The sequence below is a fragment of the Sporosarcina sp. BP05 genome, assembly GCF_014282005.1.
In the GTDB taxonomy this organism is placed as follows: Bacteria; Bacillota; Bacilli; order Bacillales_A; family Planococcaceae; genus Sporosarcina.
This window is the reverse complement of the sequence record NZ_JACFTD010000016.1, coordinates 1-26,802: the sequence shown is the minus strand read 5'-3', so window position 1 is coordinate 26,802 and position 26,802 is coordinate 1. Positions and strand designations below refer to the sequence as shown.

Below are 26,802 nucleotides of genomic sequence, written 5' to 3'. Positions count from 1 at the left end.
GTAACGTAAGGAGGCTTTTATATATGAATTTATTCACAGAACGTGCCATACGTATCATCCAAGGAATTCCTGCCGGCCATGTCATGACATATGGTCAAGTTGCTGCAGCTGCCGGAAGTCCACGTGGTGCGAGGCAAGTTGTGCGGCTACTGCATTCAATGAGTAAAAAATACGGGTTGCCTTGGCATCGAATTATTAATGCGCAGGGCGAAATTACATTTACGAATGGCGACCAGCGTGAGTTGCTTGAGATGGAAGGAATTATCTTTAAAGAGAATGGTAAAATTGATTTGACCGTGTACCGATGGTTTCCTCTTAATGTTGAGCAGGGGTGAAAAAGACTAAAACACCGCAATGAAAAATATATACATCTCCTCTAGAAGATTTAGAGACAAATGGTTTATAATTCTTTTATAGAGGGTAATGTCGAATAGGGCTTGCCCGTGCTATGAAAATATTAATTGGTTAGGAATGAAAGACATGCTAAAAGACTTTAAAGACTTCGCACTCAGAGGAAACGTATTCGATCTCGCCATTGCAGTTGTAATTGGGGCCGCATTCGGGAAAATCGTATCTTCGCTCGTTGAAAACATTATCACACCGCTTATCGGAGTGATTTCTGGTGGTATTGACTTTTCAGGGCTACATCAGAAAATCGGGGATGCAGATGTTACATACGGTGTTTTCCTTCAATCTATTTTTGATTTTCTCATCGTCGCGTTTGTCATTTTCATGGTGATCCGTCTGATGGCGAAATTTAAACGTAAAGAAGAGGTAGTTGAAGAAGCAGCACCTGAAGTGGATCCTAAAGAAGCCCTACTCATAGAGATTCGTGATTTGCTGAAAGAAGGAAAAACACTTTAATATGTACTTTAATAGAGGACAATCCTGCTATGGGACTGTCCTCTTTTTGTTTTAAAAAAACTAATAGTTCACTTCTATAGATGAGTGAACAGAAAGATTAACAATACGAAATGATGACCCCATTACCCGGATGGCCTTCCTAACTCAATCTACTGTTACAGAAAGCTCTTTTACTACTAACGAAGGTGAGCCATAACCGCCTGGCATGAACTTTAGGTCTGAACCTACCTCTTCGATATCTTTTAAAAAATCGAAGAAGTTACCGGCAATTGTCATCTGCTTGACGGCTGACGCAATTTTCCCACCTTTAATATGGAAGCCCGTTGCTGCGATGGAAAAGTCACCTGAGACTGTGCTGGCTCCAGAATGAAGGCCTGCTAAGCTTGTGATAAATACACCTTCTTCCATAGATGCAATTAGTTCTTCCTTGCTCTTGTTACCCGGAGCGATATACATATTCAACGGTGCGATTGTCAGTGTGCTTTTATACGAAGGCTTGCGTGCATGCCCGGTTGTTTTAACCCCATCCTTTTTTGCCGTTTTCCGGTTATGAAGCAGCGTTTCCAGTGTTCCGTTTGAGACAATTGCACGTTTTTGGGTCGCCACGCCTTCACCGTCAAAATTCGAACCGGCAATTGCATCAGGATGAGACGGATCGTCAAGCAGCGTGAATGTTTCGGCCGCAATCTTTTCTCCCACTTTTCCTTTTAGTAACGACTGGCCCTTTTGCGTGTTTTCAGCCGAAAAGATTGGTGTAAACGCTGCAAGTAACGACGCAGATGCATCATGGCGCATGATGATTGGGTATTTCCGTGTCGGAATTGATTGTTCCCCTAGGTTTGACAATGCCTCTTCCGCTACTTCTTTCGCAATTGCGTCTGGGTCGAGCTCATTAAAGTCGCGCGTCATTTTACTGAAGCTCCCGGTTTTCATTTCTTCCCCGTCTTTGACGACAGCCGAAATATAAATAATAAGACCGTTCTGCTTTTCATTCAACGAAAGGCCTTTGTTATTCGCCATAACGCGCTCTTCAGAAAAGTCTTGTAGCATGCAATAGTTGAGAGTGACAATACGCGGGTCATATGCAAAAATTTTCTCTTCAATTGACTTGATCAGTTCGATTTTCTTAAGGGTAGGCACTTGCGCAAGCTCTTCGCTATAAAAGTCATGCTTTGTGTATGTTTCACTGCCCTCGAAAATATCTGTTCCGTCATCTTCATCTAGTACATCCGCATTCGCTTTTGCACTGTCAATCAAAAATGCAATTGAGGCTTCCTCAATTTTTTCCGTATATGCATAGCCCATTTTCCCATTGTAGAGACCGCGAAAACCAAGGCCACCTTCTTCAGACGTCTCGTAACTATCAATTTCTCCTTTGAAAATCATGACTCGAAATGATTCGGACTTCTTATAATAAACTTCGGCTTCTTCGAAACCCATTTCCACTGCTTCAGCTAATAGCTTCTTTTGAAATTCGTTGATAGTCATTAATTATTCCCCCTTCGTCCCGCCGACGGTAATTTCACTGACACGAATCATTGGCTGACCGACATTAACCGGCAAGCTTCCACTTATTGACCCGCACATACCAGCCCCGTGTGCCAAGTTATCGCCAACCATGTCGACAAGCTGCAGCGTTTTTGCACCATTGCCAATCAAGGTTGCACCACGGACAGCGCGATCGATTTTACCATTTTTCACGAGGTACGCTTCCGCAACAGAAAAGTTATAATCGCCTGTTGCCGGATTCACAGAACCACCGCCCATATACTTCGCGTAAATGCCATGCTCCGTCGATGCGATAATTTCTTCTGGTGTTGATTCCCCTGGCGCGATATAAGTATTCGTCATACGGGATGTCGGATTGAATCGATACGACTGGCGGCGTGAAGAACCCGTCGCTTCTGCATCCATACGGCGTGCATTGAATTTATCGATAAGATAACCTTTTAAAATACCATCTTCAATGAGAATATTCTTTCGTGTCTTTTCACCTTCATCGTCAACATTGAGTGATCCCCATTCGTTTGGAAGCGTACCGTCATCAATGTACGTCACGATATCCGGTGCCACCTTCTCGCCAATTCGATTTGCGAAGACGGAGTTGTTTTTTGCAACAGAAGTTGCTTCAAGTCCGTGCCCACAAGCTTCATGGAAAATAACTCCGCCGAATTCATTGTCGATTATGACTGGGAATTTTCCACTTGGACATTCATCCGCTTCGAGCATCGTCACCGCAATGCGCGCAGATTCACCTGCATAATGATTCAGATCCAGGTTTTCGATAAATTCAAAACCTGCATGTGCGCCTGGTCCATAGAAACCAGTCTGCATTTCAATGCCATCGGAAGCCGTCGCCTGAATAGATAGCCTGCTATAGACACGTGTGTCTTCAACAAATTTCCCTTCAGAGTTCGCAATAAGTACATTCTGCTCCTCATCGATATAGCGCAGCGCGACTTGTTTGATGCGCTCATCGTAGTTTTTGGCAATGTCATTAGCCTTTCTCATAACTGCTACTTTACGTGCATGTTCCACCGTTCGCGGCATTTGTGTAATTGTATGGATGGGTTGAATAATTTCTTTTTGAAGAGGATGAATTGTGCCGTTCGCCCCGCCTTTAATCGCAAGTGCTGCCCGTTTTGCTGCATTAATTAAACCCGCTTCCGAGAAATCCGTCGTATAGGTATAAATGCATTGGAGCCCGGAAAATATGCGGATACCTATCCCGAAGTCACGGCCAGAAATACTTTTCTCAATCTTTCCACTTTGTAATTCCATTGTGTTCACATACTTATCTTCAATAAATACTTCTGAGAAATCGCCCCCCGTGGAGAGTGCGGCTTCCAATACGTTTTCAATAATTGATTGCTTGATCATAGTCCCATTCCTCCTCTACTACTAGATTATAGCGAATATTCTATACAATTACAGCATTTACATTACTAATTTGGTATTTCCAGAGAATTGATTCGCGTCAAAAAGAAGTGCGTCAGACGTATGACCTCTAAACTTTTATTCGACCATGCACTCATGGATTATCCTCGCTCCAACAACAAATTCGCCACAATTAACACCATCATAATTCAGACAACATTGCCTGCCAATCTCGGTGGTGGTATAATGGAAACAGGATTTATCGTCTAAAAGGAGTGATAGTCAATGTGGTTCCTATACATCATGTTCACACTGTTTGCATTCGTAATCGTTGGTAATATCGCAGGTCTAGTTCGTACATTCAGTAGCCATAAATAAGTACACGCAAAAGCCCTCCATTATCGGAGGGCTTTTTGTATGTTATGCGGTTATATCTCGTTTTATGAATGTTGTATAACTGATAAATAGGAAGATCACGATATAAACCGCAAGAACGGCGAGTGAAAATGGCATTGTAATACCCTCCACAATCCGAAAGTCCGATTCATAAATCGTCAAATCCATATGCGTAAAGACAATGTATTTCACAATTTCATATCTCGCCAGGAGCATAACCAATGTCGACCCCATAAAGTAGATGAATAACGACAACCCGATTGCGAGTGAACTGGAACGGAAGACACTCCCAATCATAAATGCAAACGTTGCTGTTACAAATACATTTGCAAATGACAGGAGCAGCATATAAAGCCCTTTCCCCCAAATAGAAACTTCTACGACTTCTTTACCATTCCAAACGAGTTCTTGCCCATTGCCCGATTGGAAGAAGATAAATGCGCCAAGTATAGAAACAATGAAACCGACGAGCATAAGAAGAATACCGAATAAAATAACCGTCACATATTTCGACGTTAATATTTTCCATCTTTTTACGGGACGAGATAACAACATTTTAATTGACCCTTGCGTAAATTCAGACGCGACAATTCCCGCAGCAACAATGACCGTTAGTAAAACAGCGATGGAGCCGATACCGCTCGAACCCATAATCATTTTTTCCCTGCCAGTTTCGCTTAGCGGTTCAATTGAGTTCGCAAGGCGGTATTCAAGAACTTTTTCTTTGCCCTCTATCCGTTCCTTTTCGCTCTTCACAAGTTCAGGATTATTCAAGTCTTCTTTCACATAGGTTAATTCATTTTGAACAGACATTTTCCAATCTTGTTCTTCGGAATTATTCATTGTATTGACCCATTTCGTCAGACCAAACATCCCTAAAATCGCCAAAACGAGTAGACCCGTCATAACCCAAGTCCCTTTTTTACTCCACAGTTTCATCCATTCATTTTGTATGAGCCTCAGCAATCTGGCCACCCCCTGTCATTTCTAGGAATTGATCTTCAAGCGTCTTGCGATGCGGATGAACCGCAAACAATTGCATCTCATTCGCCGCAATTTGCTGAACGAGTCCTGGAATCTGCGTTTTTTCTGCTTTGATAATAAATCCGTCGTTATGCGCTTCTACAGCGAATCCTTCAGCTTTCAGCAGACTTTCTGCCGTTTCGGTCGGGAATATTTCAATATAATAGTGAGATTCTTGCGTTTCAGACATTTCCCGGATATCAACCAATTTACCATTCTGAATGACCGCAATCCGGTCGCACATAAGCTCAATTTCAGATAACATATGGCTAGAAACGAAAACGGAAACACCTTCTTTTTCTGCTATCATCTTGAGATACGTCCGGAATTCGCGGATACCCGCTGGATCCAGTCCGTTCGTCGGTTCATCGAGAATTAAAAATTTCGGACGATGCAGAATCGCCTGCGCAAGCCCTAGCCGTTGCCGCATTCCCAGTGAATACGTCGATACTTTTTCGTGTATACGGTTTTGCATACCTACCTGGTTAATGACTTCTTCGATTCGTGTTTTTGTAACACCGTCGTGCATACGCGCAAAATGCAGTAAGTTTTTATAGCCGGACATGAACTTATACATTTCCGGGTTTTCAACGATAACACCTACTTTGGAAAGCCCAACTTCAAAATCATCAGCGAGTAATTTTCCGTCGATGACGATATCCCCGCCCGACGGCTCCATTAAGCCAACCATCATCCGAATCGTCGTCGTTTTCCCTGCCCCGTTCGGACCCAGGAACCCGGTGATTTGCCCCGGATACAACGATAAATTCAAGTTGTCAATAATCTTTTTCTTGCCTATCGTTTTCGATAAGTTCTTCAATTCCACTACTGGTTTCATTTCCATGTCAACTTCCCTCCCTATAGAAAAGCGCAAGGCGCCGTTTTATGCCTGGCGCCTAGACATCATTTCAATTTGAATACTTTTTACTTATTCCCTAAACAACGACACCATCCAAGAAGTAGCGTCTTTCCCATACGTATCACGGATTACGTCAACCGCTTCATGTGCGATTATCCGTCCCCCTCTTAGTACTACGATTTCATCGAGCAATGGTTCCACTTCTTTTAATTCATGCGTCGACAGGAGGACCGTTTGCCGCACCGGATCAGTAAAACGGATAAGCCCTTTGGCGATATCATCACGCACCATCGGATCCAGTCCGGAGAACGGTTCATCCAGCAAATAGTAATCAGCTTCACGCCCAAGAGTCACTGCAATTTTAACGCGTCCGCGGTTCCCTTTCGACAAATTTTTTATTTTTGAATCAAGAGACAAATTTAGAAACTGTGCAATTTCTTTGGCTTTCGCCGGATTAAAATCAATGAACTGAGATTCATAAAACTCAATCAGCTGACCTACCGTAAAATATGGATAGAATAGGTCTGCATCTGGCATGTAAGCAATATTGGTTGCCACTTTACGCGTAATGCGACTTCCGCTGAACGCCGCCCTTCCCGAATCAGGTGTCACTAACCCAGAAATCAGTTTCAACAGCGTCGTTTTTCCACTCCCATTTTCTCCGACAAGCCCTATGATTTTCCCTTGTGGCAAAGAAAGTGTCAGGTCTTCAAGCGCTTTCCTGCGGCCATACTTTTTCGTTATATTCTTCAGTTCAATCATCTTTTCCACCCCGTTCCTGTAGGTGCTGCAGCATTTCAGACTTCGTAAAACCAAGCGCTTCAACACTTTGAATGAATGACGTCACAAGCCGTTCCTTCATTTCATTACGAAGCATAGCAATCTTCATTTCATCTTCCGTTACGAAAGATCCCTGCCCCCTCTTGGTTTCAGTGATTTCCATCTGCTCCAGCTCCTTATAGACGCGTTGCATCGTATTGGCATTCACACCGGCTTCAACTGCATAATCACGAACGGATGGCAATTTCTCCCCTGGTTTCAACGTTCCCCGAATAATTTCGCCTGCAATCAGGTCGATGAGCTGCTGATAAATTGGTTTGTCTGGAAGAAAATCTATGCCCATCATTACAACCTCACTTTCTTTTCGAACAACATTGACCCGACAACAAAATAGAGTGCCGTCATCATACCGTAAAGGACAAGACTACCGATTGTTAAAATCGTTCCGCCTGGGACAATATAATTGTTAAGCATTAAGAGTTCCATTGGCTGAATCGGTCCATACATAGGCATCATTTCCTTGACTGTCTGGAATACTTGCGTAAACCAGACAAGTGCCCATCCATAGAGCCATATGTTCACCGAGATAATAACGACGACAATCGAGAACCAACCCATCCAAGAACGGAATACTTGGTAAATGGACCAGAAGAAAAAAACGAGTGCCATGACATAAAGGGCGTTCAATAATATAACAACACCCACACGTAGCCATAAAGACAAATTGTCTGCAATGGATATAGCTCCTTCGCCTACGTAATAGGAGATACCCACAACCATCCCGCACAACAAAAGCGAAAAGCCTGTTGCCAAGAGTATTAGTAAAAACTTTGCGCCAATCAGCTGTTGCATCGACGCGGGGGAATGAAGCCAAATATCCGGCCGTCTTATGTCTTTTCCTAGGCTACGGAAAAGCAATGATACCGCCATGATTACGTGAAGGAGAAAAAAAAGTCCAATCATCGGTTGGATAGAAGTAAGGAACCCTTCCGACAGCCCAAAAACCACGCGATCCACACCCCAAGAAAGGAATAGACTATTGATTAAAACAAAGATGGCCAGTCTCCACTTCATCTGCGCCCACTCTTTTTGCAATAAACCTTTCCAAACTTTCATATGGTTTACAACCTCACTTTCTTCTCAAAAAGGACGGCTGCAATGATGAATATAGCGGCTGTAAAGAAAGCATCAAATAGAATTTCACCCGTGTAAAAAAATGTTTCGGTATGGTCGAAGTAAATAAAATCCACATTGATTTTCGGATTTTTGACTTTCATTAAATCAATAGGACCAATTAAAAACAGTTTCTCGTATAGTTCGGAGAGGGCAAATAGAGCATATTGCCGAGACGCGACAAGGAATATTATAATTGTTGCAACAATTGAGAATCCCTTTATATATGGTTTCATCAGTCGGTCAATGACCCAGAAGAAAAACCCGATACTCATAAATGATATCGATACTGCGAAAATTATGACGATAAAAATACTTCCAAAGAAAAGTAAATCATCAAAGGTAGCCATTGTCGAGCTGAATAATACGTGTTGAATCGCAAGAACCGTTGTGGGAATTAACAATGCCACAGCGCCAATAAGGGTTGCAAAAAGTGCTTTCACTCCTACCAATTTAAAAATGGAAGCCGTCGAATGAAACCATACATCTGGACGTTTCATTTCTCTTTCCAACATTATAAACAATGCAGTAACCGGTGCTAACACACTTGCACCCGCCCAAATGAAACAGATTACAAGCGCCACTTCAAAGACATGTGCTTTGATACCAATAAAGTTTACTAACAGATGTGGGACAAATGACATTACGATGATCCCAAGTACCGCACTAACAAGTAATGGCCACTTCATCGTTACCCACTCTTTCTTCAACAATCCATTCCACTGCTTCATCAGCGTACCCCCTCTTCGTATTAGTGTATTAGCTACATGGTACACTATATGCAAAGAAGTTGTAAAGGGATTTGTTGGGATAAGTTTAGTCGATCATTAAATCAAATTACTTTCAACCAAGTCGATAAGGTTTTCTTATGCCATAGTAATGGAAAAGGGTATTAGCGCGATGGTTCAATGAGGATTATACTGGAAATATCACATTCAAAGGAGTGTTGGATATTATAACAGGCATTGATCATATCCAAATTGCGGCACCGCCCGGGTCTGAAGATGAAGCACGGAAGTTTTACGGGGAATTGCTTGGTATGAAGGAAATTCCAAAACCGGAAAATTTGGCGGGACGCGGTGGTTGTTGGTTCCTTTGTGGCTCACAAGAAGTGCATATCGGTATCCAGAAAGACTTCATGCCTGCGAAAAAAGCGCATCCTGGATTTACGGTGAATTCACTTAGGCAATTGAAATCACGGTTGGAAGAAGCTGATTATGAGATTAGTGAAGAGCCTCCAATCGAAGGACGTTCTCGCTTTTTTACACATGACCCTTTTGGCAACCGTATAGAGTTTTTAGCGTTTGAATAAAAAGTGTATAATACATTTAAATTTCACCTCATTATGCAAAAGGATGCACAATGAGGTTTTTGATTTGAATCTATAATTTACCGGGTCAGTTCCATGCCCCCCCCTTACTACCCTGTCACTCCATTACGCTTCAATAATCTCCCTCTCTTGCACATCCAATCGTTCCAGTTCATGTAGCAATTCATCACGCTTTCTCGCAAGTCGGTCTTGAACCTTGCGCACATCTTGAAGCACACCGTTCAGCTTACTTTTCGCGCCTGTAATGCGTGAATGAATCATCCAGTCTGAAAAAATATTATCGAAAAACAGGTCAGTAAATGTAAAGATGTCATTTTTGTTCACCGTGAATGATTCAGTCGCGGCATTTTGGACATCCATCAGTTCCGTCTCAAAATGGCGAAGGGCACGTTGCGCGCGATGGACAAGATCATCAGAGCTATTAATTTCGGAGTATTTAAGAGCCGATACCAGCAAGCCACCGCCAAGGAACGTATCCCATATCGACAATCCTTCTGCCGCCCCAAGCTTCTCCAACGCCGCATCGAGTGCCCGATTTGCCTTGGTACCCGCATCGCAAGCTTCGTCAATTTCACGCAGCATCGAACGCAGTCTTACTCTATCATCTGCTATCTTTTGTAGCGTACCATTCGCAATTGTGTCATTGAATCGAATCCACGTCTCTTTCTCCTTCAGAAAGTCCGCCCACTCTTCCTCGATATGGTCGAAGTCTGGATTTTTAATCTCATCACGTAATCGGACCGCATCCGCTTCCAAGTCCTTCACTACTTTTTCTGCTTCATTATAATGGAGCTCCGCATCTGCTGCTTCTGAAATCTCCTTCTCCATTTTTTCATCCCACTTGCCTGTCCACTCACTTATCTTATTCATAAAAGAAAACTTACCAAGCTTTACTACATCCTGTTGTTCTTTTGTAAGTTTTTCATGCAAGTTATCACGTTGGATAATAGCTTCTTTAAGTTTTACCTCCGCGCCCCCAAGACGCCTTGTCACCCGGTCGCGCTCAGTGCGTATCATCGTCAATTCCATTTGTCGTTCTTGTATTTCCTGTCTCATTGACTCCACCCCTTTCTCTGTTATACGAAAACAATTGGATGAAGTTTCATTTACACATTATATTTTACCCACATGTGGATAACACCTAATTAATCGTCAGAGGAATCACCTTATCCACAGCTATTTATTGATTTCAATCAAGGTTTATCCCCCCCCTCAAAGGTATATGCTAGAAGTGGAGGTATGTCCATCATGAAAAAAATACTGTCCATTGCAATTGTTCTTATACTACCCCTCTCCGCCTGCGGGATAGAACCAGCAGTTTCTACACTGCCTGATCCCGTGCCCGATCAGGAAATGTTTTCATCAGAAGAAGGTTTATCTCTTGTATTGGACGAAGATTCATTCATCGGTTCGCCTCCCGTCATTAAGACGCTTGTGCGAAACGACAGCTCATCCGATTACCAGTTAGGCGAGTTTTATCATATAGAAGTAAATAAAGATGACCAGTGGTATATGATTACCTACTCAGATGCCGTGTTCTTAAAAAACCCGTCTTTCAAAGACTATGGAAATATGTTGTCAGCTGGCAGTAAAACAAACCAGACTTTTTCGGTCGACGCACTCGGCGTGACACTGATTCCAGGTGAATACCGTCTTGTGAAAACCTTTATTTCAACAGGTGAGCCAATGCACGAACTATCCGTTGCCGCGCTGTTTTCAGTGGAATAATAAATAAACCGGAACAAAGCATATGAGCCTTGTTCCGGTTTATCAGTTTTTATCCCCAAACTTCCTTCGCCACGCCCACTATGAATTCCAATTTTTCACATTGCTGCTCTTCTGTCAGTTTGTTGCCATGATGCGTTGACGCCAATCCGTTTCTTTTCTTATAACAGGATCGCAAATGAGCGGACCTTCTTTCTTTTCTTACAACAGGTGCGCGAATGGGCGGACCTTCTTTCTTTTCTTGCGGCATGAGCGCAAATGAGCGGACCTTCTTTTTTTCTTGCGGCAGGAGCGCAAATGAGCGGACCTTCTTTTTTTTCTTACGGCAGGAGCGCGAATGAGCGGACCTTCTTTCTTTTCTTACGGCAGGAGCGCAAATGAGCGGACCTTCTTTCTTTTCTTACGGCAGGAGCGCAAATGAGCGGACCTTCTTTCTTTTCTTACGGCAGGAGCGCAAATGAGCGGACTCTTTTTTTATGGCAGTATCGCGAATGAGCGGACTGGGAATCCCGATGCTTTTTCCGGCTTAGGGACGATATTAAAAATGACTGCGCCTTTTGCAGGCACTTTATCCAAGTTTGTTAATAGCTCAATTTGATAGGTATCTTGTTCAAGAACGTAATATTCGCCTAGCAGAGCTTGGTTCTTTTGAAAGTCTATGGCTGAATCCGTATCGAATGTTTCATGACCAACTGCTTTCACTTTTCTTTCGTCAAATAAAAACTGCAAAGCAGCAAGACCCCAACCCGGTATACGGTTATTCCCATCGGCATCTTTATTGCAAAAAGCCTCGTTATCCGGCCAGCGTTTGCTCCAATCTGTGCGTAGTGCTACAAATGTACCTGCCTCAATTTGTCCGTGCTGGGCTTCAAACTTCAGAATATCTTCAACAGTTAATGTAAAATCTTGATTTGCATCGGATTCTTTCGATTTATCGATGACCACAAGCGGTAATACCAATTCTTTTAAACCCAATTCATCCAGGTATCTTGTTTCACGTACGAAGTGAATTGGTGCATCAATATGTGTCCCATACTGTCCTGCAAATTTAAAACTCTGTGCAAAAAAACCATCATCATGATCGAATAATGTCGTAAACTCTGCTGCATCAAATGCTGAAAAATGGGGTGATTCGGGTCCAAAGGTATGTGTTAAATCGACCCATTCTTTCTTTTTTAACAAAGCAATTGCATCGATTAATTCGTTTGACATAATAATTCTCCCTTCATCTTTTGAAGGTAACTTTAGTCTCCAGAAAGAACAAAAGCGAAGGGCGCCTGAATAATGCTACACAGTCTAAATCCGCCACGTCCTGTGGCAACGACTGCATGACCTACTTCCTGTAGGCCCGCGACAGGCATAAGATGAAGATGCGTGGCGGCGTTCTTTGCCGCAGAGTAGCTTTAGCTTATGACCCTAGCATCTGGCGCCCGGAGCCTAGACGAAACAAAAAAACCTCTTCTAAATTTCAAGAAGAGGTTTTGGCATAATCGCTTTTTGCTCTTCTTATCTACAAGCCCTAAGCATTACACTTAAGCTTCTGGAATTAGCACAGTACTTTTACAAGTCTGTTGCTGAGGTATCATCGGGCCAGTCCCTACACCTCTCTGGATAAGAAAGTTACGTATTTAGTTGTTAAATAGTACAATACATGTTTCTGAATGGATTGTCAACATAGAATATATAAAACTTTCTATTTATATCGCGATATAGAATCCCATTGAGTGTACCTTCGCTCAGTTTATATAGGCATTCATTTGTTCTACATATATAGTCACATCTTTTTCCCTCGGACAAGTTAGACAAACAAAAAAGCTCATAAGTATGTACCAACTTTTCGCTGCTACTGTTTTTCCTTATAGTCTGCCATTATTTTCTTTCTAACATAGCTTAAATGCCTGTACATCTGTGTGAATGATTCGTACGGGTCTCTTTTTTTCAACGCCTCATAGATGGCTAAGTGATGCTCTATTGTAATATCAGGCTCTCGATAAGTGATTAAGCTATCTGTTTTCTCATGCGTAATGAGCAGGGAATCTATCATTCCTTCGACGACTGGATTGTTGGCGCTTTGTGCAATCAATCTGTGGAATTCCTTATCTAAACGACCATAATCACTATCGGCATTTTCTTGAATGCTCTCAATTGTTTCTTTGATCTTTTCGAGTTGCTCATCCGATATCTTCTCGGCTGCAATCGTGACAAGCCCCAACTCTAACGCCATGCGTGCTTCAATGATCGCAGGAACATTGTTAATGGATAGCGCGAGCATTACCTTGAATGGATTACTTCCGACCCTATCATTTATAAACGTACCTCCGCGCGGCCTTCTCGTAATGATTTCCAAGGTCTCCAAAGAGCTAAGCGCTTCCCGCAGTACAGGCCTGCTAACGTCAAATTGTTCCATCAAATTCATTTCTGGAGGCAATTTATCCCCCGGATTCAGCTGCCCACTCATTAATAGCTGAACAATTTGTTCTAACACCTGTTGCGAGAGGGTGCTTCTACGGACAGTGTCCATTTTATATTCTTTCATTTCAACCCTCCTTTACTTATGTTTCCAAGGACACTTTAAACTTCAACCAGACTTTGATATCTCTCATAGATCAGCTTAGCTGTTAGGATATCAAAAATAGATACACCTACCGATTTGAAAACAGTTACTTTTTGTTTCATCTTTTCATTTTCACCTTGTTGAACCAATGTTTTCAACTCCGGGATTGTCTCTTCACTGTGGCCAAACTTTTTTGCGTTAATCATTTCTCCACATTCGGAAAATGCTGCATGCGTGTCGACGAATAGATGATCTGCTTCTTTGATGATTGAGTCGGGAATCTCTTGCATAAATGATTTGAATGCACCTGAACCTGCGAAATGCTTTCCAGTCAAATCAACTTGCCCGTCGTAAGGAATAACCGGATTTGTTGATGTCGTCGTTGTAATAATAATTTGTGCCTCTTTTACAATGCTCGCAGGATCTGAACTATCAAATCGAATAGTTGGAAACTCCTTCTTCGCTTTCTCTATAAATTTATCGAGTCTTTCCTTACTACGATTATACACTAAAAGCCTCTTTACTGACCTTACAGCGCAAGCCGCCTGTAAATGACTCCACCCTTGATCGCCAGTGCCTATAATGCCAATGGTCTCCGTTTCATCCGATGCCAAGTATTTCATACCCAATCCACTGACTGCACCAGTCCGCATAGCGGTAATCGTTCTGGCATCCATAACGACAAGTGGTTTCATCGTCTTCCTTTCATTCAACAAGAAGATGCCCCTTAACGTAGCTTCCCCGATTGCAGCATTGCCTGGAGCGATACCAATCAGCTTCGCCCCATAATAATTTTCATAAAAAGAAGGCATTAATAGCGCCGAATTGTCATCATCATTGATGAATAATCGTTCGGGGACAAAGGATTTCTTCTCTCCATCGTTTATGTAATACTCTTCGATTGTATCGATAATATCCTTCATCGAGATAAGACTTCTAATTTCCTGTTCGTCAATAAAATGCATAGCCAACCTCCTCAAAATAATCGCGTTACTTAACTATTTCTATAGGGTTCAATACGTTAGATGGTGTTTCCCCGGCAAACACTTTTAAAACGGACTCCGCAGCCAGCATCCCCATTTTCAATCTCGTTTCCTTTGTCCCTGATCCGATATGGGGTGTCGTAACGATGTTTGACAACTTCAACAATGGATGACTCGGATCAATTGGCTCTTGCTTATAAACATCTAAACCAGCCCCAGCTATTTCTTTGTTGACCAATGCATCATGCAAAGCTTCTTCATCCACGACAGCACCACGTGAACCGTTTACGAAGATGGCACTGTTCTTCATCGATTTAAATTCAGCTGCACCAAATAAATTCTTTGTCTCATCACTGAGTGGCACCATATTATAGACAAAATCAGAGCGCTCTAGAAGTTCAGGTAAACTACAATACTGCGCGTCATAAGTCGATTCAGCATCCACATCACGGTTGCGGTTATGATAAAGGATCTCCATACCAAATCCAAATCTCGCCCGTTGAGCAATTGCTTTCCCAATGCCGCCCATTCCCACAATTCCAATCACTTTTCCGTGAACATCCGTTCCGAATAACTCCTCCCCAAGCTGCTGATTCCAATCCCCCCGCTTAACGTAGGCATCCAATTCAGGAACTCTTCTTGCAGCCGAAAGTAATAGCCCAAACATTGCATCCGCTACTGTCTCATTCAAAACACCTGGCGTGTTTGTTGCCACTATATTTCGTTTTGTCAGCAATGATAAATTCAAATTATCGTATCCGACCGAAACGTTGCTTACAACTTTCAATTGCGGAGATTGTGCTAGTAACGCATCGTCTACCTTTAAACCAGATCCTAGAAGTGCATGCGTATCTTGGAGATGTGTTTTAAACTGTGGATATGTATATTCATTTAGCTCCTCAAAGTAAACGACCTGACACGTTGTTCGAAGATAATCTAAAACTTGTGGATCTATTTTTTTATAAACAATCACTTTATGCTCCATCGAATTTCCTCCTTACTAAAACGGAATATAGACCAACGTTTCCCGCTGGCCTATCCCATATACTTTCCATATAGTAGAATACTATCGATTCAAAGTCACCTGACTAAACAAGGCCGTTTATTATCGAATTTCCATTCTGGAATTAAATACTGCATACCGATAGAGTCATCACGAGCGCCAAGTTTTTGATCGATATAGAGTTTATTGGCCTTTTCGATCTGCTCCATATCAATTTCAACACCTAAGCCAGGCGCAGATGGAACTTCGATTTTCCCACTTTTAATTTGAAGCGGTTCTTTTGTTAAGCGTTGACCATCTTGCCAAATCCAATGCGTGTCAATCGCCGTGATTTCTCCAGGTGCAGCTGCAGCAACATGCGTGAACATTGCAAGAGAAATGTCGAAATGGTTATTCGAGTGCGAGCCCCACGTCAATCCCCAATCATTACACATTTGTGCGACACGAACTGAACCTTGCATCGTCCAGAAATGCGGATCGGCCAACGGAATATCAACAGCATTAAGCTGAATCGCATGACCCATTTGTCTCCAGTCTGTTGCAATCATATTGGTAGCCGTTGGAAGTCCAGTAGCGCGGCGGAACTCAGCCATTGCTTCGCGTGCAGAATAACCGGCTTCCGCTCCACATGGATCTTCAGCATAGGCAAGTACATCATGTTGGTTTTTACAAAGTCGAATGGCTTCCTCTAATGACCAGGCACCATTTGGGTCCAGTGTAATTCTCGCCTCCGGGAAACGTTTTGCAAGCGCTGTCACAGCTGCCATTTCTTCATCTCCAGAAAGCACTCCGCCTTTTAGTTTAAAGTCATTAAAGCCGTAGCGTTCATAGGCCGCCTCCGCAAGTGCAACAATCGATTCAGGCGTCAATGCTTCTTCATGCCGCAGTCTGAACCAATCATCTTTGGCGTTCAAATCGCTTAGATAAGGTAAATCCGTTTTGTTCCGATCACCAAGATAGAACAAATAACCAAGCATTTCCACACTACTGCGCTGCTGACCTTCACCAAGCAATGCCGCGACAGGTACATCTAGGAACTTCCCTAGTAGATCCAATAATGCCGCTTCAATAGCCGTGACAACATGAATTGTCGTTCGTAAATCAAATGTTTGTGCACCGCGCCCATCCGCATCCCGGACAGCGAATTGTTTTCGAACTTTATTTAATATCGAGTTATATGTACCGACGGATTCACCAATTACGAATGGCTTTGAATCCTCTAACGTCTGGCGAATCGCCTCTCCGCCCGGTACCTCTCCTACGCCTTTATTCCCGTAATTATCTTCGAGAATAAGTATATTTCGCGTAAAGAATGGGCTATGTGCGCCACTCAAGTTCAACAACATGCTATCGTGACCTGCTACTGGAATTACAGTCATTTTTACGACCTTCGGAGTATTTGACTTTTTCCCCTCCGTATTTGTACGTTCTCCCGCAGTCTCTGTTAACATAAATAGCCCCTCCAATTACTGAATTGTTATTTCCTTAATTTCACCAACGACAAATAAATAACAGCATATGGCGATGAATGCATTCACACCGACAAATAATAGCGCCATATTGAATGAACCAGTAATTTGTAAAATGTAACCGATTATAATGGGTGTAGTAATACCCGCTACATTACCAAATGTATTGAATAATGCACCGTTAAGTCCCGCAACTTCTTTTGGCGATGTTTCAGAAATAATCGCCCAGCCTAATCCTCCGAAACCTCTTCCAAAAAACGCAAAAGACATAATAACAATGACAAAGACAATCGAATCCATATAGTTGGCACTAATAATAGTCATTGAAATGAGCATCCCAGCGATAATCGGAATTTTTCTTGCGATCGTCCGAGAATAACCCTTTCTAATCAATGTATCGGAAAATACCCCACCAGTTAAAGCCCCGATAAAAGCGGCAAGTGCAGGAAATATGGAAATGAATCCGACTTGTAAAACAGTCATTTGCTTTTCCGTAATAAGGTATACCGGAAACCACGTAAGAAAAAAGAAAGTAATAACGGTTGAACAATATTGTGCAACGTACACTCCGACAACCATGCGATTGCGTAACAATTGGAAAACTGGACGCTTATAACCGACACGTTTTTCACGTCCACTATCCGTTTTTTCATTGCCTAAAACGGACGCGCCACCTCTTTTGATAAATTCAAGTTCATCAGCACTAATCCATTGATGCTTTCCAGGTTGATCATAATTCCTTAACCAATCGACTGCACACACGATTCCAATGCATCCTAAAAGAAAGAATACATATTCCCAGCCATAAGAATATGAAACCCATCCGATTAGTGGGGCAAAGAGCACGGCGGCAAAGTATTGTGCTGAAGTGAAAGTAGCAGTTGCAAATCCCCGTTCCTTCATCGGAAACCATTCAGCTACAATCCTAGAATTTGCAGGAAATAAAGGGGCGCCTATCAATCCTATAAAAAATCGCAAGATAAATAATGATAGTACTGCAAAGTGAAGGGGTATAAATCCAATAACACCATGCAATAACGATAGCAACGACCACAATATTATCAAGCTGCCATACACTCGTTTTGTTCCAAACTTGTCTATCAACAGTCCGCCTGGAATTTGTCCGATGACATATGCCCAACTAAAAGAAGAAAAAATGTAGCCCATCGTGATTTCATTAATCCCTAGGTCAATGGCGATACTATTACCTGCAATCGACAATATGGAACGATCCGCGTAACTAATCACTGTCACAATGAAAACCATAAAAATAATTTTATATCGAAAACGATTCTTTTTATACTGCATGATTCCAGTGAATTTCCCCACTCATTTACTTCCTTTCATAGAAAGAAAAAAATGAAAGCTCAGTTGCTCTTTTTGAAAAATAAGGAGTTAAGCTTTTTATCGCATAACTCCTCCTGACTTATCTTATTTAATAAATACTGTTTTGATAGACGTATAGAATTCTTTTGCAGCTTGCCCTTGTTCACGTGAATGGGAACTAGATTGCTTCATGCCGCCGAAAGGAGCTTGAAGTTCGACACCAGCACTTTCTGCGTTAATGCGTACTAAACCAGCATCCATTTCATTGATGAATGAAAGCATATTACTAATTTTCGTCGTGAAAATTGAAGCACTTAGTCCGTATTCCGAGTCATTTGCCACTTCCAGTGCCTCTTCCATCGTATCCACTTTCATAAGTGCAAGAACTGGTCCGAAAATCTCTTCTTGTGCAAGCACCATTTTAGAAGTTACGCCCTCAAATACTGTTGGCTCCACGTAGTACCCGTTCAATCCATCTTTTCCGACTACTTCATTCCCACCAAAGAGTAGGTTAGCACCTTCTGCTTTCCCTTTTTCAATATAGGACAGCACTGTGTCCAACTGACCTTGGCTTGAGCTTGGACCCATCCACGTACCTGCATCCATGCCGTCACCGACAGTTATTTCAGCAACCTTTTTTAGAAGTTTCTCTTTAAATTCGTCATAGACATCTTTTTGAACGATGACACGGCTTGTTGCCGTACATTTTTGTCCTGATGATTTTAATCCACCACTTATCGTCGCTTCAACCGCCAAGTCAAGATCTGCATCGTTGGCTACGATTACTGGATTTTTCCCACCCATTTCAAGTTGATATTTAATGCCTCTTGCAACAGCTGTCTGAGCCAGTGATTTCCCAACCGTATTCGACCCTGTAAACGTGATTGCATCAATGTTTTTATTACTTGCCATCTCTGGTCCAAGAAGGGAACCGGAACCTGTTACCATATTGACTACACCTGCGGGAATCCCTGCATCATGCAAACACTCAATCACTTTTGCACATGTAATAGCCGTTTCGCTCGCTGGTTTAATAACAACTGCATTACCGTAAATTAAAGCCGGAGCCATTTTCCAAAGCGGGATTGCTACTGGGAAGTTCCAAGGAGTAATTACTCCAACAACGCCAAGTGGTACTCTCGTTGTAAACATAAGTGCTTCGCTATCTGTAGATGGAATTACGTCACCAACCGGTCTCATCCCTTCGCCAGCATAGTAACGTAAAATAGCTACTCCGCGTGCAGTCTCACCTTTTGCTTCTGGGAATGTCTTACCCATTTCTTGTGTCATTGCAGTCGCGATATCATCGATGCGTTCTTCCATAATAGAAGCAGCTTTCAACAAATAGTCGCCCCGTACGTTTCCAGTAAGTTTGCGCCATGCTTTTTGAGCTTGTCGTGCAGAAGATGCGGCTTTATCGAAATCAGTACTTGAGGATAGTTGATAAGATCCTACAACTTCATCTTTCCGCGCAGGATTCTTACTTACCCCTGTCTTTCCTGTTTCAGAGGCAACCCATTCGCCGTTAATATAATTTAAATACGTTTTTGTTGTCACTTCAGTTGTAGTAGTCATAATTGCCTCCTATTGTACTGTCTCTGCATGAGCAGGATATTTCTTCAATGCATTTTCAATAATTACCTTTAGCTCTTCATAATGCTCTTCTTCAACAGGGGCGATTGGTGCCCTAACATTTGTTGTAATTGGGAGGCCAACAATTTGCATACCTGCTTTGATTAAAGAAACCGCGTAGCCTTTCTTCTGTTTACGGATACGATGAATCGGGAATATCACGTTTTCATATAGTTCATTCAGTACTTCTTTGTTTCCACTTAGAAGCGCTTCATAATACTTCGCTGAAATATGTGGAATATAGTTTGAGATCGCTGATGAGTACGAAGTGAATCCAAGGTTCACATAGGCAGCCATTGTTACTTCCGCCAAAGGCATACCGTTGATCCACTCAAGACGATCCCCGATTAGATGTGTAAACTCGACATTCAGTTCCATATTTCCAACGCCGTCTTTATAGCCAACAAGCTGTGGTAATTCACATAATTTCTGTAATGTTTGTGATTCCAAAATACAATTGTCACGCTGATAAACGATTGCGTTCAAATCTGTACTTTCAATAATCGTACTCAAGTAGTTATAGATACCATCTTGAGATGGATCGATTAAATACGGTGGTAAAATCAAGTATCCTTCTGCCCCTAGTTCCTTGGAAATATTTGCCTGCTCTAAAGCATGCGCAATATTTCCTCCTACTCCTGTATAGAGAGGAACTTTACCTTTTGTCTTTTCTACGGCGACTTCTACCATTGATCTGTATTCTTCATTGCTAATTGCATGTAGTTCACCTGCTCCGCATGCTACAAAAACGGAAGACAAACCATTTTCGACTAAAAACTCAATATTCTTTCCTAATCCATGTAAATCTAATTTGCCTTCTGCATCCATTGGAGCAACTGGGAATCCTAAAATACCTTTCGGTGCCTGTCTTTTCTTTGTTGTCATGTGAAATCCACCCTTCAATAATAGTTAATTAGTTTCTATATGTCTTATTGTAAGACAATTGGATTAGTCTGTCAAATGATATTTTGATATGTTCTGAAAATGGCGTTTATGTTACCGGCGAAGGATTGAATAAGGCCAAGTCATTATGGATTCCCCATTTATCTGCCCATGTTTTTTTCGTTCCGCTGGCGACTTCAAGAATGTCATTGAAGATTTCCCAGCCAACATCCTCAATCGTCGCTTCACCCGTAGCAATTTTCCCTGCATTAATATCAATTAAATCGTGCCATTGCTCTTGCAACGCATTTCGAGTGGAAACCTTTATAACCGGTGCTATCGATAATCCATAGGGAGTTCCTCTCCCAGTAGTAAACACTTGCAGATGAATACCAGATGCAAGTTGCAATGTTCCACAAACAAAATCACTTGCAGGTGTCGCCGCAAACACAAGGCCCTTCTTGCGCGCCTTTTCCCCCGGCGCTAATACATCTACGATTGGCGATGTTCCCGACTTCACAATTGAACCAAGTGATTTCTCAACAACATTGGACAATCCACCGCGTTTATTGCCCGGTGAAGGATTTGCACTTCTGTCCGCTTCACCTCTACTTAAATAATCGTCATACCATTTCATTTCTCGTATTAATGCCTGGCCGACTTCTTCCGTCGCAGCACGAGGTGTTAAAAGGTGAATTGCATCCCTCACTTCAGTCACTTCCGAAAAGAGAACGGTAGCTCCTGCACTTACTAGCAAATCGGCTGCATAGCCCACTGCTGGATTTGCAGTTACGCCGGAAAACGCATCACTGCCACCACATTGAACACCAATCACTAAATCTGAAACTGGACAAACTTCTCTTTGCCGTTCATTCAAATTCTGTAATCGTTCCTTTGCCATTGCGACAATCGACTGAATCATATTAACGAATCCATTTTCATCTTGTAGCGACAAAATGTTACCGTCGTCTTTTCCATCATTTAATCGCTGAGGAACTAATTTCTCGCAACCAAGTCCGATAATCATGACTTCCCCACCGAAGTTCGGATGTTTCGCTAGGTTTTGAATCGTTCGGATTGGTATCACAGCATCCGGTGCGTTAATGGCTACACCACAGCCGTAGTTGTGAGTTAGTGCAATTACATCATCCACATTTGGAAAAGATGGCAATAGTTCTTGCTTGATTTTCTTCACTGCAAAGTCAAGAACACCAGCTACACATTGAACGCTCGTAGAAATTCCCAATATGTTTTTAGTCCCAGCGCTTCCATCAGAATTGCGATAACCTAAAAATGTGTATTCTTTTTCAAGTGGAGAAACGATTGCCACATTAGTGGACATTGAAAGGGAATCCAGATTAGGAGGAGTAGGCATAACTACCAATGCCTCTCGAATCCAGGCACCTTTTTTTATTGGGCTTTGTGCATACCCGATGACTTCTCCGTAACGAACTATGTCTTCCCCCGTATCAATATCCGCCAAAGCCACTTTGTGACCTTGGGGAATAAACTCCGTGAGAATAAGTCCACATGAAAATTCAATTCCTTCTTTCAACCCTCCTGCATTAACAATAATTGCAGTATTGTCTGCTTGATTTACTTTAATGAACAGTGGAATTTCAAGATTAGCTTTGATCGCCACCCAAATCATCCCTTCTATTGGTACGTTTAATAGATGTAATTTTAAAAAACTGCCTGCAAACCTCACAGGCAGAGCAAATATTTATTGCGGATTCAATTCAGTGTAGAATTTATCCTCTTTCTCCATAAGTTCATTTGCTTCAGCTGGATTCAAATACACAGGCTCAACCATGAAGCCTTCCATTTCCTTTTGGTACTCTTCATTCGCAACTACTTTTTCCAATGCTTTCGTAAATGTATCTACAATTTCTTCAGGAGTTCCTTTCGGGAAGCCCCAGAAAAAGAATTTGTCCATCACAAGGTCAACGCCCTGTTCTTTAAATGTAGGTACATCCGGAGCTGCCTTTAACCGTTCATCAGACATAATTCCAAGAGCTCTGAAATCCCCAGATTCAACGTAGCTGTTAACTAGTCCTAGTTGAGTCGGGATAATATCGATTCGCCCACCAAGTAGTGCTGTAATTTTGTCTGAAGCACCTCCAACATCTACGATATTAAACTTGGTACCTGTCGCTGCTTCAAATGCAAGCAATTGTAAATGTGTAAACGATCCTACTTCAGTTGCCACAGTAACCTTTTCAGGGTTCTCTTTCGCAAATGCGATTAAGTCATCAAGACTTTTAAATTCCGATTTGTTATTAACAACAAACGCATTCCCTTTATCCATAACACCCATACCCGCTACATCAAAGTCTGAATACGTATAATCAACTAATCCTAGAATTTTACTAATAAGTGTTGAGTTATGGTAAGACAGCACTGTGTAGCCATCCGGTTTTGAGTCAAGTACCTTTTTGGTACCTGTTGTTCCTCCCGCAGCATTCACGTTGGTAATAATCATTGTCGTTCCCAATTCTTTCTCCAAATACTTAGCCATCGTACGTGTGTTAAGATCTGTATCCCCTCCAGCGCCTGCTGGCACAACTATTTCAATTGGTTTCGTTGGGTAAGAACTTGAGTCTTTTCCTCCCGAATCTTTCTCCGTTCCCTCTACAGTTTCAGAACAAGCCCCCATTACAGCCACAGCCCCAACGAGAAGAGCTCCGAATAGTACCTTTTTAATCATTTTCTTCATCTAAATACCCCCTATTTTCCCCCATTATTTGGTGAATCTCATTGAAACAATTATTCAGCTAAAGTTAAATCTGTTAATAGACTTTTAGGCGCCTTTTTTTCTTCCAACCACTATAGAATTTTAGCCCTAGTGAAGCAACTGTCACTAGAAGGAAGAATGCGGCGATTGGCTCTGTTAGAAACGGCATAAAATCACCTTGTGACAACATGAGTCCCCGGCGTAAATTGGTCTCTAAAAGCGGTCCTAATATGAAACCAAGAACTAATGGCGTCAATGGATATTTAAATTTGACCATGAAGTATCCAAGAACCCCGAAAAATAAAAGCGCTCCTACATCAAACAAACGGCTGTTTACCCCATACGCCCCTACAACACAAAGCGTAATGATAATTGGCAGTAAAATGTTTTGTGGAATACTTAGTAGCCGAATAAAACCTTTCATACCTATGAACAAGAAGAGAGCCATAAAGATATTTGCAATTAGCAAAGCTGCAAATATCCCAAATACGACATCTCCGTGATTTTGCATTAACAACGGACCTGGTTGAAGGCCGTGTAAAATTAATCCTCCTAGTAACATGGCAGTAACCGTATCACCTGGAATACCAAGCGACACAAGCGGAACAAGTGCACCGCCGATTGCAGCATTATTTGAGGACTCAGATGCCACAACACCATTCGGAATACCTTCACCATATTTTTCCGGTGTCTTAGATGCGTTCTTCGCAGCAGCATAAGCAATTAGGTTAGCCGTCCCACCACCGATTCCTGGTAGAATCCCAATTCCCACCCCAATTACACTAGATCGTAAGAAGTTCCATTTTTGATCTAGATATTCTTTAATTGTTACTTTGTAACTTATATTTTTAATATCGACTTTAAGCTTGTTTTTATATTTCTTTTCTGCCACTAACAAAATTTCGGAAATTGCAAACAATCCTATAAGAACTGGCAACAAGTCAAATCCAGCATCAAGTGAACTAAATCCAAATGTAAATCTCGGGAATGCATCGATTGGGGCAGAACCGACCATCGCAAACCCGATTCCGATTAACCCTGCCATAACCCCTTTCGGCAATGAGTCGCCTGATAGACTTGCAATCAATGTCAGAGAGAAGATAACGATTGCAAAATACTCAAACGGACCGAACTGAAGGGCTATTTTACCCAGTGGTGGAGCAATCATGATGAGAACGATGATGCTTAAAAGTCCTCCCAAAAAAGATGATACAATTGCAAACGAAAATGCTTTACCAGCCTCACCTTTTTGAGCCATCGGGTATCCATCGAAAGTGGTCGCAATAGAAGACGGCGTCCCTGGCAATTTTAAAAGAATGGCAGGTATTAAACCACCTGAAACGCCCCCAATGTATAAGCCCATTAATAGTGACATTCCCGCGATTGGATCCATTCCATATGTAATGGGAAGACAGATTGCAATAGCCATCGTTGCTGTTAAACCGGGAATTGAACCAAATACAAGACCTAAAGCAACCCCCATGACAATCAATAATATAATCTTAATTGTCATTACAGAGGTGAAACCGGCCAATAACATTTCTATCATTCTTTTACCCCCTTAGCCAAGAATTCCAGATGGAAGCATGACATAAAATATTGAACGGAATATGAAATACGTAACTGCTGAAGATACGATAGAGACGACTATGAACAACACCAGTCTTTTATTGCTTTTATCGGATAATACATACATCTGAAAGAATAAGTAGACGGCTGTCATAATCAAGAAGCCAACATACGGCATGAGAATTAAATAACCTACCATCAATGCCAAAGAAAGGATAACCGGCAAGTAGGTTTTCTCTTCCGATTCTTCTACCGTTACAGAAGTTTCCTCTTCCACCGTTTGTATTTCTAATGACTTTTTCTCTTTCAATTTATTGAAGGCGCTTACAATGATCGCAATGCTGACAAGCGCTATTAAACATGCAATAATCTTGGGCATGAAGTCGGGACCAACCTTACTAACTGTAAGTGCTTTAAAACTAAATGTTGCCGTGAACATGCCAACGCTTATCAATAACAAAAATAATCCTGAAAAGACGTCACTATATTTCCCTACCAATATCCTCTCCCCTTCCACTCTCATCTTAAAGGAATATTCTAATAAGTCTGTTTGTAAATCTTATTGTAAGACAAATAAACTTTAGAGTCAATCGTATTTTAAATATTTTTTAAAATACCTTTATCCACCCTTCTAATTACAAACTTACTATTTACTGAAATTTCAATAAACACTAGAATTCTATACTTCTTTTTGTTAGACTTGGCAGCGTAAGATAACCACTTCTGAAAGGAGAATACAATATGGTTTCATTAATCATTTATTTCGACAGTGTATCCCAAGAATACAAAGATGAGCTAGTAAGTCATTCGAATGATTTTAAATTGCTTTTTTGGCAGGATTTGTCCATTTCTCAGAAAGAAAAAGCGTTATGCGAAGCGGATTATTTCCTAGTAAGCACATTTGAACTGACTGAAGATATGCTAGAACGTGCAACTAATGTAAAGTTAGTACAAAAAACAGGAATTGGCCTGGATAATATTGACCTAAAGGCTGCTGTACGACTAAGCATTCCAGTTTGCAATTTGCCTGGTGGAAACGCAAGAGGTGTCGCTGAACTAACTATTGGAATGATTTTAAGTCTCTATAGAAAGTTAACTATTCTTGATAAAGCTACTAAATCAGGAAAGTGGTTGATGTGGGAACATCGTCTATCTTCATATGAAATGTTTGGGAAAACACATGGATTTATTGGATTTGGGAATATTGGACAGGAAACAGCGAAGAGGTCTAAAGCATTCGGAACTGAGATTATTTATTATGATAAATTCCAACTCAGTCCTGAACTAGAAATAGAGCTTGAATCAACATTTGTATCACTTCAAGAAGTACTTGAGAGTTCTGATATTATTAGCATACACATCCCTTTACTTACTGAAACGAAACATCTTATTAGTACATCCGAATTCTCGCAAATGAAATCAAATGCTATTTTAATTAATGTTTCACGCGGTAATATTGTAGATGAAGATGCACTTGCCGAGGCATTGTCTACTAATAAAATTGGCGGTGCAGGTCTCGATGTATGGGCAGAAGAACCAATAAATATAAACAATCCATTATTAACTTTTGATAACATTATTGCGACACCTCATATAGGGGCTGGCACAAGAGATACTTTGAAC

General features: G+C 41.7%; 26 protein-coding genes and 1 riboswitch. Of the genes, 5 read left to right on the top strand and 21 right to left on the bottom strand.

The genetic code is table 11. The features are described 5' to 3' along the window. Positions 1–23: 23 nt before the first annotated feature. Both H2672_RS15135 and mscL read left to right on the top strand, forming a co-directional pair. Complete coding sequence (locus H2672_RS15135) at positions 24–335, top strand: MGMT family protein (protein ID WP_186672753.1); 312 nt, start codon at positions 24–26, stop codon at positions 333–335. A 145-nt stretch (positions 336–480) separates the two neighbouring features. Continuing rightward, positions 481–864 carry a large conductance mechanosensitive channel protein MscL gene (gene mscL / locus H2672_RS15130; RefSeq protein WP_186672752.1) on the top strand — a complete coding sequence of 128 codons (384 nt, stop codon included), beginning with the start codon at positions 481–483 and terminating at the stop codon, positions 862–864. A gap of 144 nt (positions 865–1,008) precedes the next feature. Here the strand turns inward: mscL and H2672_RS15125 are convergent, their stop codons facing one another. From H2672_RS15125 to H2672_RS15090, 8 genes are all read right to left on the bottom strand, one after another. Further along, positions 1,009–2,352, bottom strand: coding sequence for a TldD/PmbA family protein (locus H2672_RS15125; protein ID WP_186672751.1), 1,344 nt, complete (start codon positions 2,350–2,352; stop codon positions 1,009–1,011). Positions 2,353–2,355: 3 nt separating this feature from the next. Further along, a complete protein-coding gene (locus H2672_RS15120) occupies positions 2,356–3,744 on the bottom strand; it encodes a TldD/PmbA family protein (protein ID WP_186672750.1) in 1,389 nt (462 codons plus the stop codon). Between the two features lie 417 nt (positions 3,745–4,161). Continuing rightward, entirely contained in the window at positions 4,162–5,112 is a 951-nt protein-coding gene (locus tag H2672_RS15115) for an ABC transporter permease (RefSeq protein ID WP_370569671.1), read from the bottom strand. Continuing rightward, entirely contained in the window at positions 5,081–6,004 is a 924-nt protein-coding gene (locus H2672_RS15110; RefSeq protein ID WP_186672748.1) for an ABC transporter ATP-binding protein, read from the bottom strand. The genes H2672_RS15115 and H2672_RS15110 overlap by 32 nt, the downstream gene beginning before the upstream one ends. An 84-nt stretch (positions 6,005–6,088) precedes the next feature. Next, on the bottom strand, positions 6,089–6,781 hold the full coding sequence (locus H2672_RS15105; RefSeq protein WP_186672747.1) for an ABC transporter ATP-binding protein: 693 nt from the start codon (positions 6,779–6,781) through the stop codon (positions 6,089–6,091). Then, on the bottom strand, positions 6,774–7,142 hold the full coding sequence (locus H2672_RS15100; protein WP_186672746.1) for a GntR family transcriptional regulator: 369 nt from the start codon (positions 7,140–7,142) through the stop codon (positions 6,774–6,776). The genes H2672_RS15105 and H2672_RS15100 overlap by 8 nt, the downstream gene beginning before the upstream one ends. Before the next feature lie 2 nt (positions 7,143–7,144). Then, the gene (locus H2672_RS15095) at positions 7,145–7,915 is read right to left on the bottom strand and encodes a hypothetical protein (RefSeq protein WP_186672744.1); all 771 of its coding nucleotides are present in this window, start codon (positions 7,913–7,915) and stop codon (positions 7,145–7,147) included. Positions 7,916–7,920: 5 nt separating this feature from the next. Then, positions 7,921–8,703, bottom strand: a complete 783-nt coding sequence (locus tag H2672_RS15090) for a hypothetical protein (protein WP_186672742.1) — start codon at positions 8,701–8,703, stop codon at positions 7,921–7,923. Positions 8,704–8,918: 215 nt separating this feature from the next. Between H2672_RS15090 and H2672_RS15085 the strand changes: the two genes are divergently transcribed. Further along, entirely contained in the window at positions 8,919–9,284 is a 366-nt protein-coding gene (locus tag H2672_RS15085) for a VOC family protein (protein WP_222439419.1), read from the top strand. Between the two features lie 123 nt (positions 9,285–9,407). On the opposite strand, the gene H2672_RS15080 is transcribed toward H2672_RS15085, so the two are convergent. Continuing rightward, positions 9,408–10,358 carry a hypothetical protein gene (locus H2672_RS15080; RefSeq protein WP_186672741.1) on the bottom strand — a complete coding sequence of 317 codons (951 nt, stop codon included), beginning with the start codon at positions 10,356–10,358 and terminating at the stop codon, positions 9,408–9,410. Positions 10,359–10,550: 192 nt separating this feature from the next. Here H2672_RS15080 and H2672_RS15075 point away from each other — a divergent pair, with 192 nt between their 5' ends. After that, positions 10,551–11,030 carry an immunoglobulin-like domain-containing protein gene (locus H2672_RS15075; RefSeq protein WP_186672740.1) on the top strand — a complete coding sequence of 160 codons (480 nt, stop codon included), beginning with the start codon at positions 10,551–10,553 and terminating at the stop codon, positions 11,028–11,030. Between the two features lie 471 nt (positions 11,031–11,501). On the opposite strand, the gene H2672_RS15070 is transcribed toward H2672_RS15075, so the two are convergent. The 12 genes from H2672_RS15070 to H2672_RS15015 all read right to left on the bottom strand — a co-directional run bounded on the left by H2672_RS15070 (position 11,502) and on the right by H2672_RS15015 (position 25,678). Further along, positions 11,502–12,239 (bottom strand): cyclase family protein, encoded by a 738-nt coding sequence (locus tag H2672_RS15070; RefSeq protein ID WP_186672739.1) that lies wholly within the window; start codon positions 12,237–12,239, stop codon positions 11,502–11,504. Positions 12,240–12,530: 291 nt separating this feature from the next. Then, positions 12,531–12,645, bottom strand: a riboswitch (SAM riboswitch). A 225-nt stretch (positions 12,646–12,870) separates the two neighbouring features. Further along, positions 12,871–13,563 (bottom strand): FadR/GntR family transcriptional regulator, encoded by a 693-nt coding sequence (locus H2672_RS15065; RefSeq protein ID WP_186672738.1) that lies wholly within the window; start codon positions 13,561–13,563, stop codon positions 12,871–12,873. Between the two features lie 35 nt (positions 13,564–13,598). Continuing rightward, positions 13,599–14,546, bottom strand: coding sequence for an ornithine cyclodeaminase family protein (locus tag H2672_RS15060; protein ID WP_186672737.1), 948 nt, complete (start codon positions 14,544–14,546; stop codon positions 13,599–13,601). Between the two features lie 25 nt (positions 14,547–14,571). Next, on the bottom strand, positions 14,572–15,549 hold the full coding sequence (locus H2672_RS15055; RefSeq protein WP_186672735.1) for a 2-hydroxyacid dehydrogenase: 978 nt from the start codon (positions 15,547–15,549) through the stop codon (positions 14,572–14,574). Between the two features lie 95 nt (positions 15,550–15,644). Further along, positions 15,645–17,018, bottom strand: coding sequence for a glucarate dehydratase (gene gudD / locus H2672_RS15050; RefSeq protein ID WP_186672734.1), 1,374 nt, complete (start codon positions 17,016–17,018; stop codon positions 15,645–15,647). A 15-nt stretch (positions 17,019–17,033) separates the two neighbouring features. Continuing rightward, entirely contained in the window at positions 17,034–18,344 is a 1,311-nt protein-coding gene (locus H2672_RS15045) for an MFS transporter (RefSeq protein ID WP_186672811.1), read from the bottom strand. A 123-nt stretch (positions 18,345–18,467) separates the two neighbouring features. Beyond that, the gene (gene gucD / locus H2672_RS15040; protein ID WP_186672733.1) at positions 18,468–19,937 is read right to left on the bottom strand and encodes an alpha-ketoglutaric semialdehyde dehydrogenase GucD; all 1,470 of its coding nucleotides are present in this window, start codon (positions 19,935–19,937) and stop codon (positions 18,468–18,470) included. A gap of 9 nt (positions 19,938–19,946) precedes the next feature. Then, positions 19,947–20,879 carry a 5-dehydro-4-deoxyglucarate dehydratase gene (kdgD, locus tag H2672_RS15035; protein WP_186672732.1) on the bottom strand — a complete coding sequence of 311 codons (933 nt, stop codon included), beginning with the start codon at positions 20,877–20,879 and terminating at the stop codon, positions 19,947–19,949. 106 nt (positions 20,880–20,985) lie between these two features. After that, positions 20,986–22,518, bottom strand: a complete 1,533-nt coding sequence (gene garD / locus H2672_RS15030) for a galactarate dehydratase (protein ID WP_370569669.1) — start codon at positions 22,516–22,518, stop codon at positions 20,986–20,988. Between the two features lie 81 nt (positions 22,519–22,599). Beyond that, positions 22,600–23,592 (bottom strand): tripartite tricarboxylate transporter substrate binding protein, encoded by a 993-nt coding sequence (locus H2672_RS15025; RefSeq protein ID WP_186672729.1) that lies wholly within the window; start codon positions 23,590–23,592, stop codon positions 22,600–22,602. Positions 23,593–23,665: 73 nt separating this feature from the next. Continuing rightward, positions 23,666–25,159, bottom strand: coding sequence for a tripartite tricarboxylate transporter permease (locus H2672_RS15020; protein ID WP_186672727.1), 1,494 nt, complete (start codon positions 25,157–25,159; stop codon positions 23,666–23,668). A 12-nt stretch (positions 25,160–25,171) separates the two neighbouring features. Continuing rightward, complete coding sequence (locus H2672_RS15015) at positions 25,172–25,678, bottom strand: tripartite tricarboxylate transporter TctB family protein (RefSeq protein ID WP_186672725.1); 507 nt, start codon at positions 25,676–25,678, stop codon at positions 25,172–25,174. Between the two features lie 242 nt (positions 25,679–25,920). On the opposite strand from H2672_RS15015, the gene H2672_RS15010 reads away from it, so the two are divergent. Then, positions 25,921–26,802, top strand: an 882-nt coding sequence (locus H2672_RS15010; RefSeq protein WP_222439418.1) for a 2-hydroxyacid dehydrogenase, incomplete at its 3' end; no start/stop codon positions are given.

Excerpts from the sequence above, each read along its gene's own strand:
- H2672_RS15075 (WP_186672740.1), top strand. The coding sequence starts at position 10,551 with ATGAAAAAAATACTGTCCATTGCAATTGTTCTTATACTACCCCTCTCC.
- H2672_RS15080 (WP_186672741.1), bottom strand. The coding sequence starts at position 10,358 with ATGAGACAGGAAATACAAGAACGACAAATGGAATTGACGATGATACGC.
- H2672_RS15135 (WP_186672753.1), top strand. The coding sequence starts at position 24 with ATGAATTTATTCACAGAACGTGCCATACGTATCATCCAAGGAATTCCT.
- H2672_RS15095 (WP_186672744.1), bottom strand. The coding sequence starts at position 7,915 with ATGAAAGTTTGGAAAGGTTTATTGCAAAAAGAGTGGGCGCAGATGAAG.
- H2672_RS15060 (WP_186672737.1), bottom strand. The coding sequence starts at position 14,546 with ATGCATTTTATTGACGAACAGGAAATTAGAAGTCTTATCTCGATGAAG.
- gudD (WP_186672734.1), bottom strand. The coding sequence starts at position 17,018 with ATGTTAACAGAGACTGCGGGAGAACGTACAAATACGGAGGGGAAAAAG.
- H2672_RS15045 (WP_186672811.1), bottom strand. The coding sequence starts at position 18,344 with ATGCAGTATAAAAAGAATCGTTTTCGATATAAAATTATTTTTATGGTT.
- kdgD (WP_186672732.1), bottom strand. The coding sequence starts at position 20,879 with ATGACAACAAAGAAAAGACAGGCACCGAAAGGTATTTTAGGATTCCCA.
- H2672_RS15090 (WP_186672742.1), bottom strand. The coding sequence starts at position 8,703 with ATGAAGCAGTGGAATGGATTGTTGAAGAAAGAGTGGGTAACGATGAAG.
- H2672_RS15070 (WP_186672739.1), bottom strand. The coding sequence starts at position 12,239 with ATGTCAAACGAATTAATCGATGCAATTGCTTTGTTAAAAAAGAAAGAA.
- H2672_RS15105 (WP_186672747.1), bottom strand. The coding sequence starts at position 6,781 with ATGATTGAACTGAAGAATATAACGAAAAAGTATGGCCGCAGGAAAGCG.
- H2672_RS15110 (WP_186672748.1), bottom strand. The coding sequence starts at position 6,004 with ATGGAAATGAAACCAGTAGTGGAATTGAAGAACTTATCGAAAACGATA.
- H2672_RS15125 (WP_186672751.1), bottom strand. The coding sequence starts at position 2,352 with ATGACTATCAACGAATTTCAAAAGAAGCTATTAGCTGAAGCAGTGGAA.
- gucD (WP_186672733.1), bottom strand. The coding sequence starts at position 19,937 with ATGACTACTACAACTGAAGTGACAACAAAAACGTATTTAAATTATATT.
- H2672_RS15120 (WP_186672750.1), bottom strand. The coding sequence starts at position 3,744 with ATGATCAAGCAATCAATTATTGAAAACGTATTGGAAGCCGCACTCTCC.
- mscL (WP_186672752.1), top strand. The coding sequence starts at position 481 with ATGCTAAAAGACTTTAAAGACTTCGCACTCAGAGGAAACGTATTCGAT.
- H2672_RS15055 (WP_186672735.1), bottom strand. The coding sequence starts at position 15,549 with ATGGAGCATAAAGTGATTGTTTATAAAAAAATAGATCCACAAGTTTTA.
- H2672_RS15065 (WP_186672738.1), bottom strand. The coding sequence starts at position 13,563 with ATGAAAGAATATAAAATGGACACTGTCCGTAGAAGCACCCTCTCGCAA.
- H2672_RS15100 (WP_186672746.1), bottom strand. The coding sequence starts at position 7,142 with ATGGGCATAGATTTTCTTCCAGACAAACCAATTTATCAGCAGCTCATC.
- H2672_RS15025 (WP_186672729.1), bottom strand. The coding sequence starts at position 23,592 with ATGAAGAAAATGATTAAAAAGGTACTATTCGGAGCTCTTCTCGTTGGG.
- H2672_RS15020 (WP_186672727.1), bottom strand. The coding sequence starts at position 25,159 with ATGATAGAAATGTTATTGGCCGGTTTCACCTCTGTAATGACAATTAAG.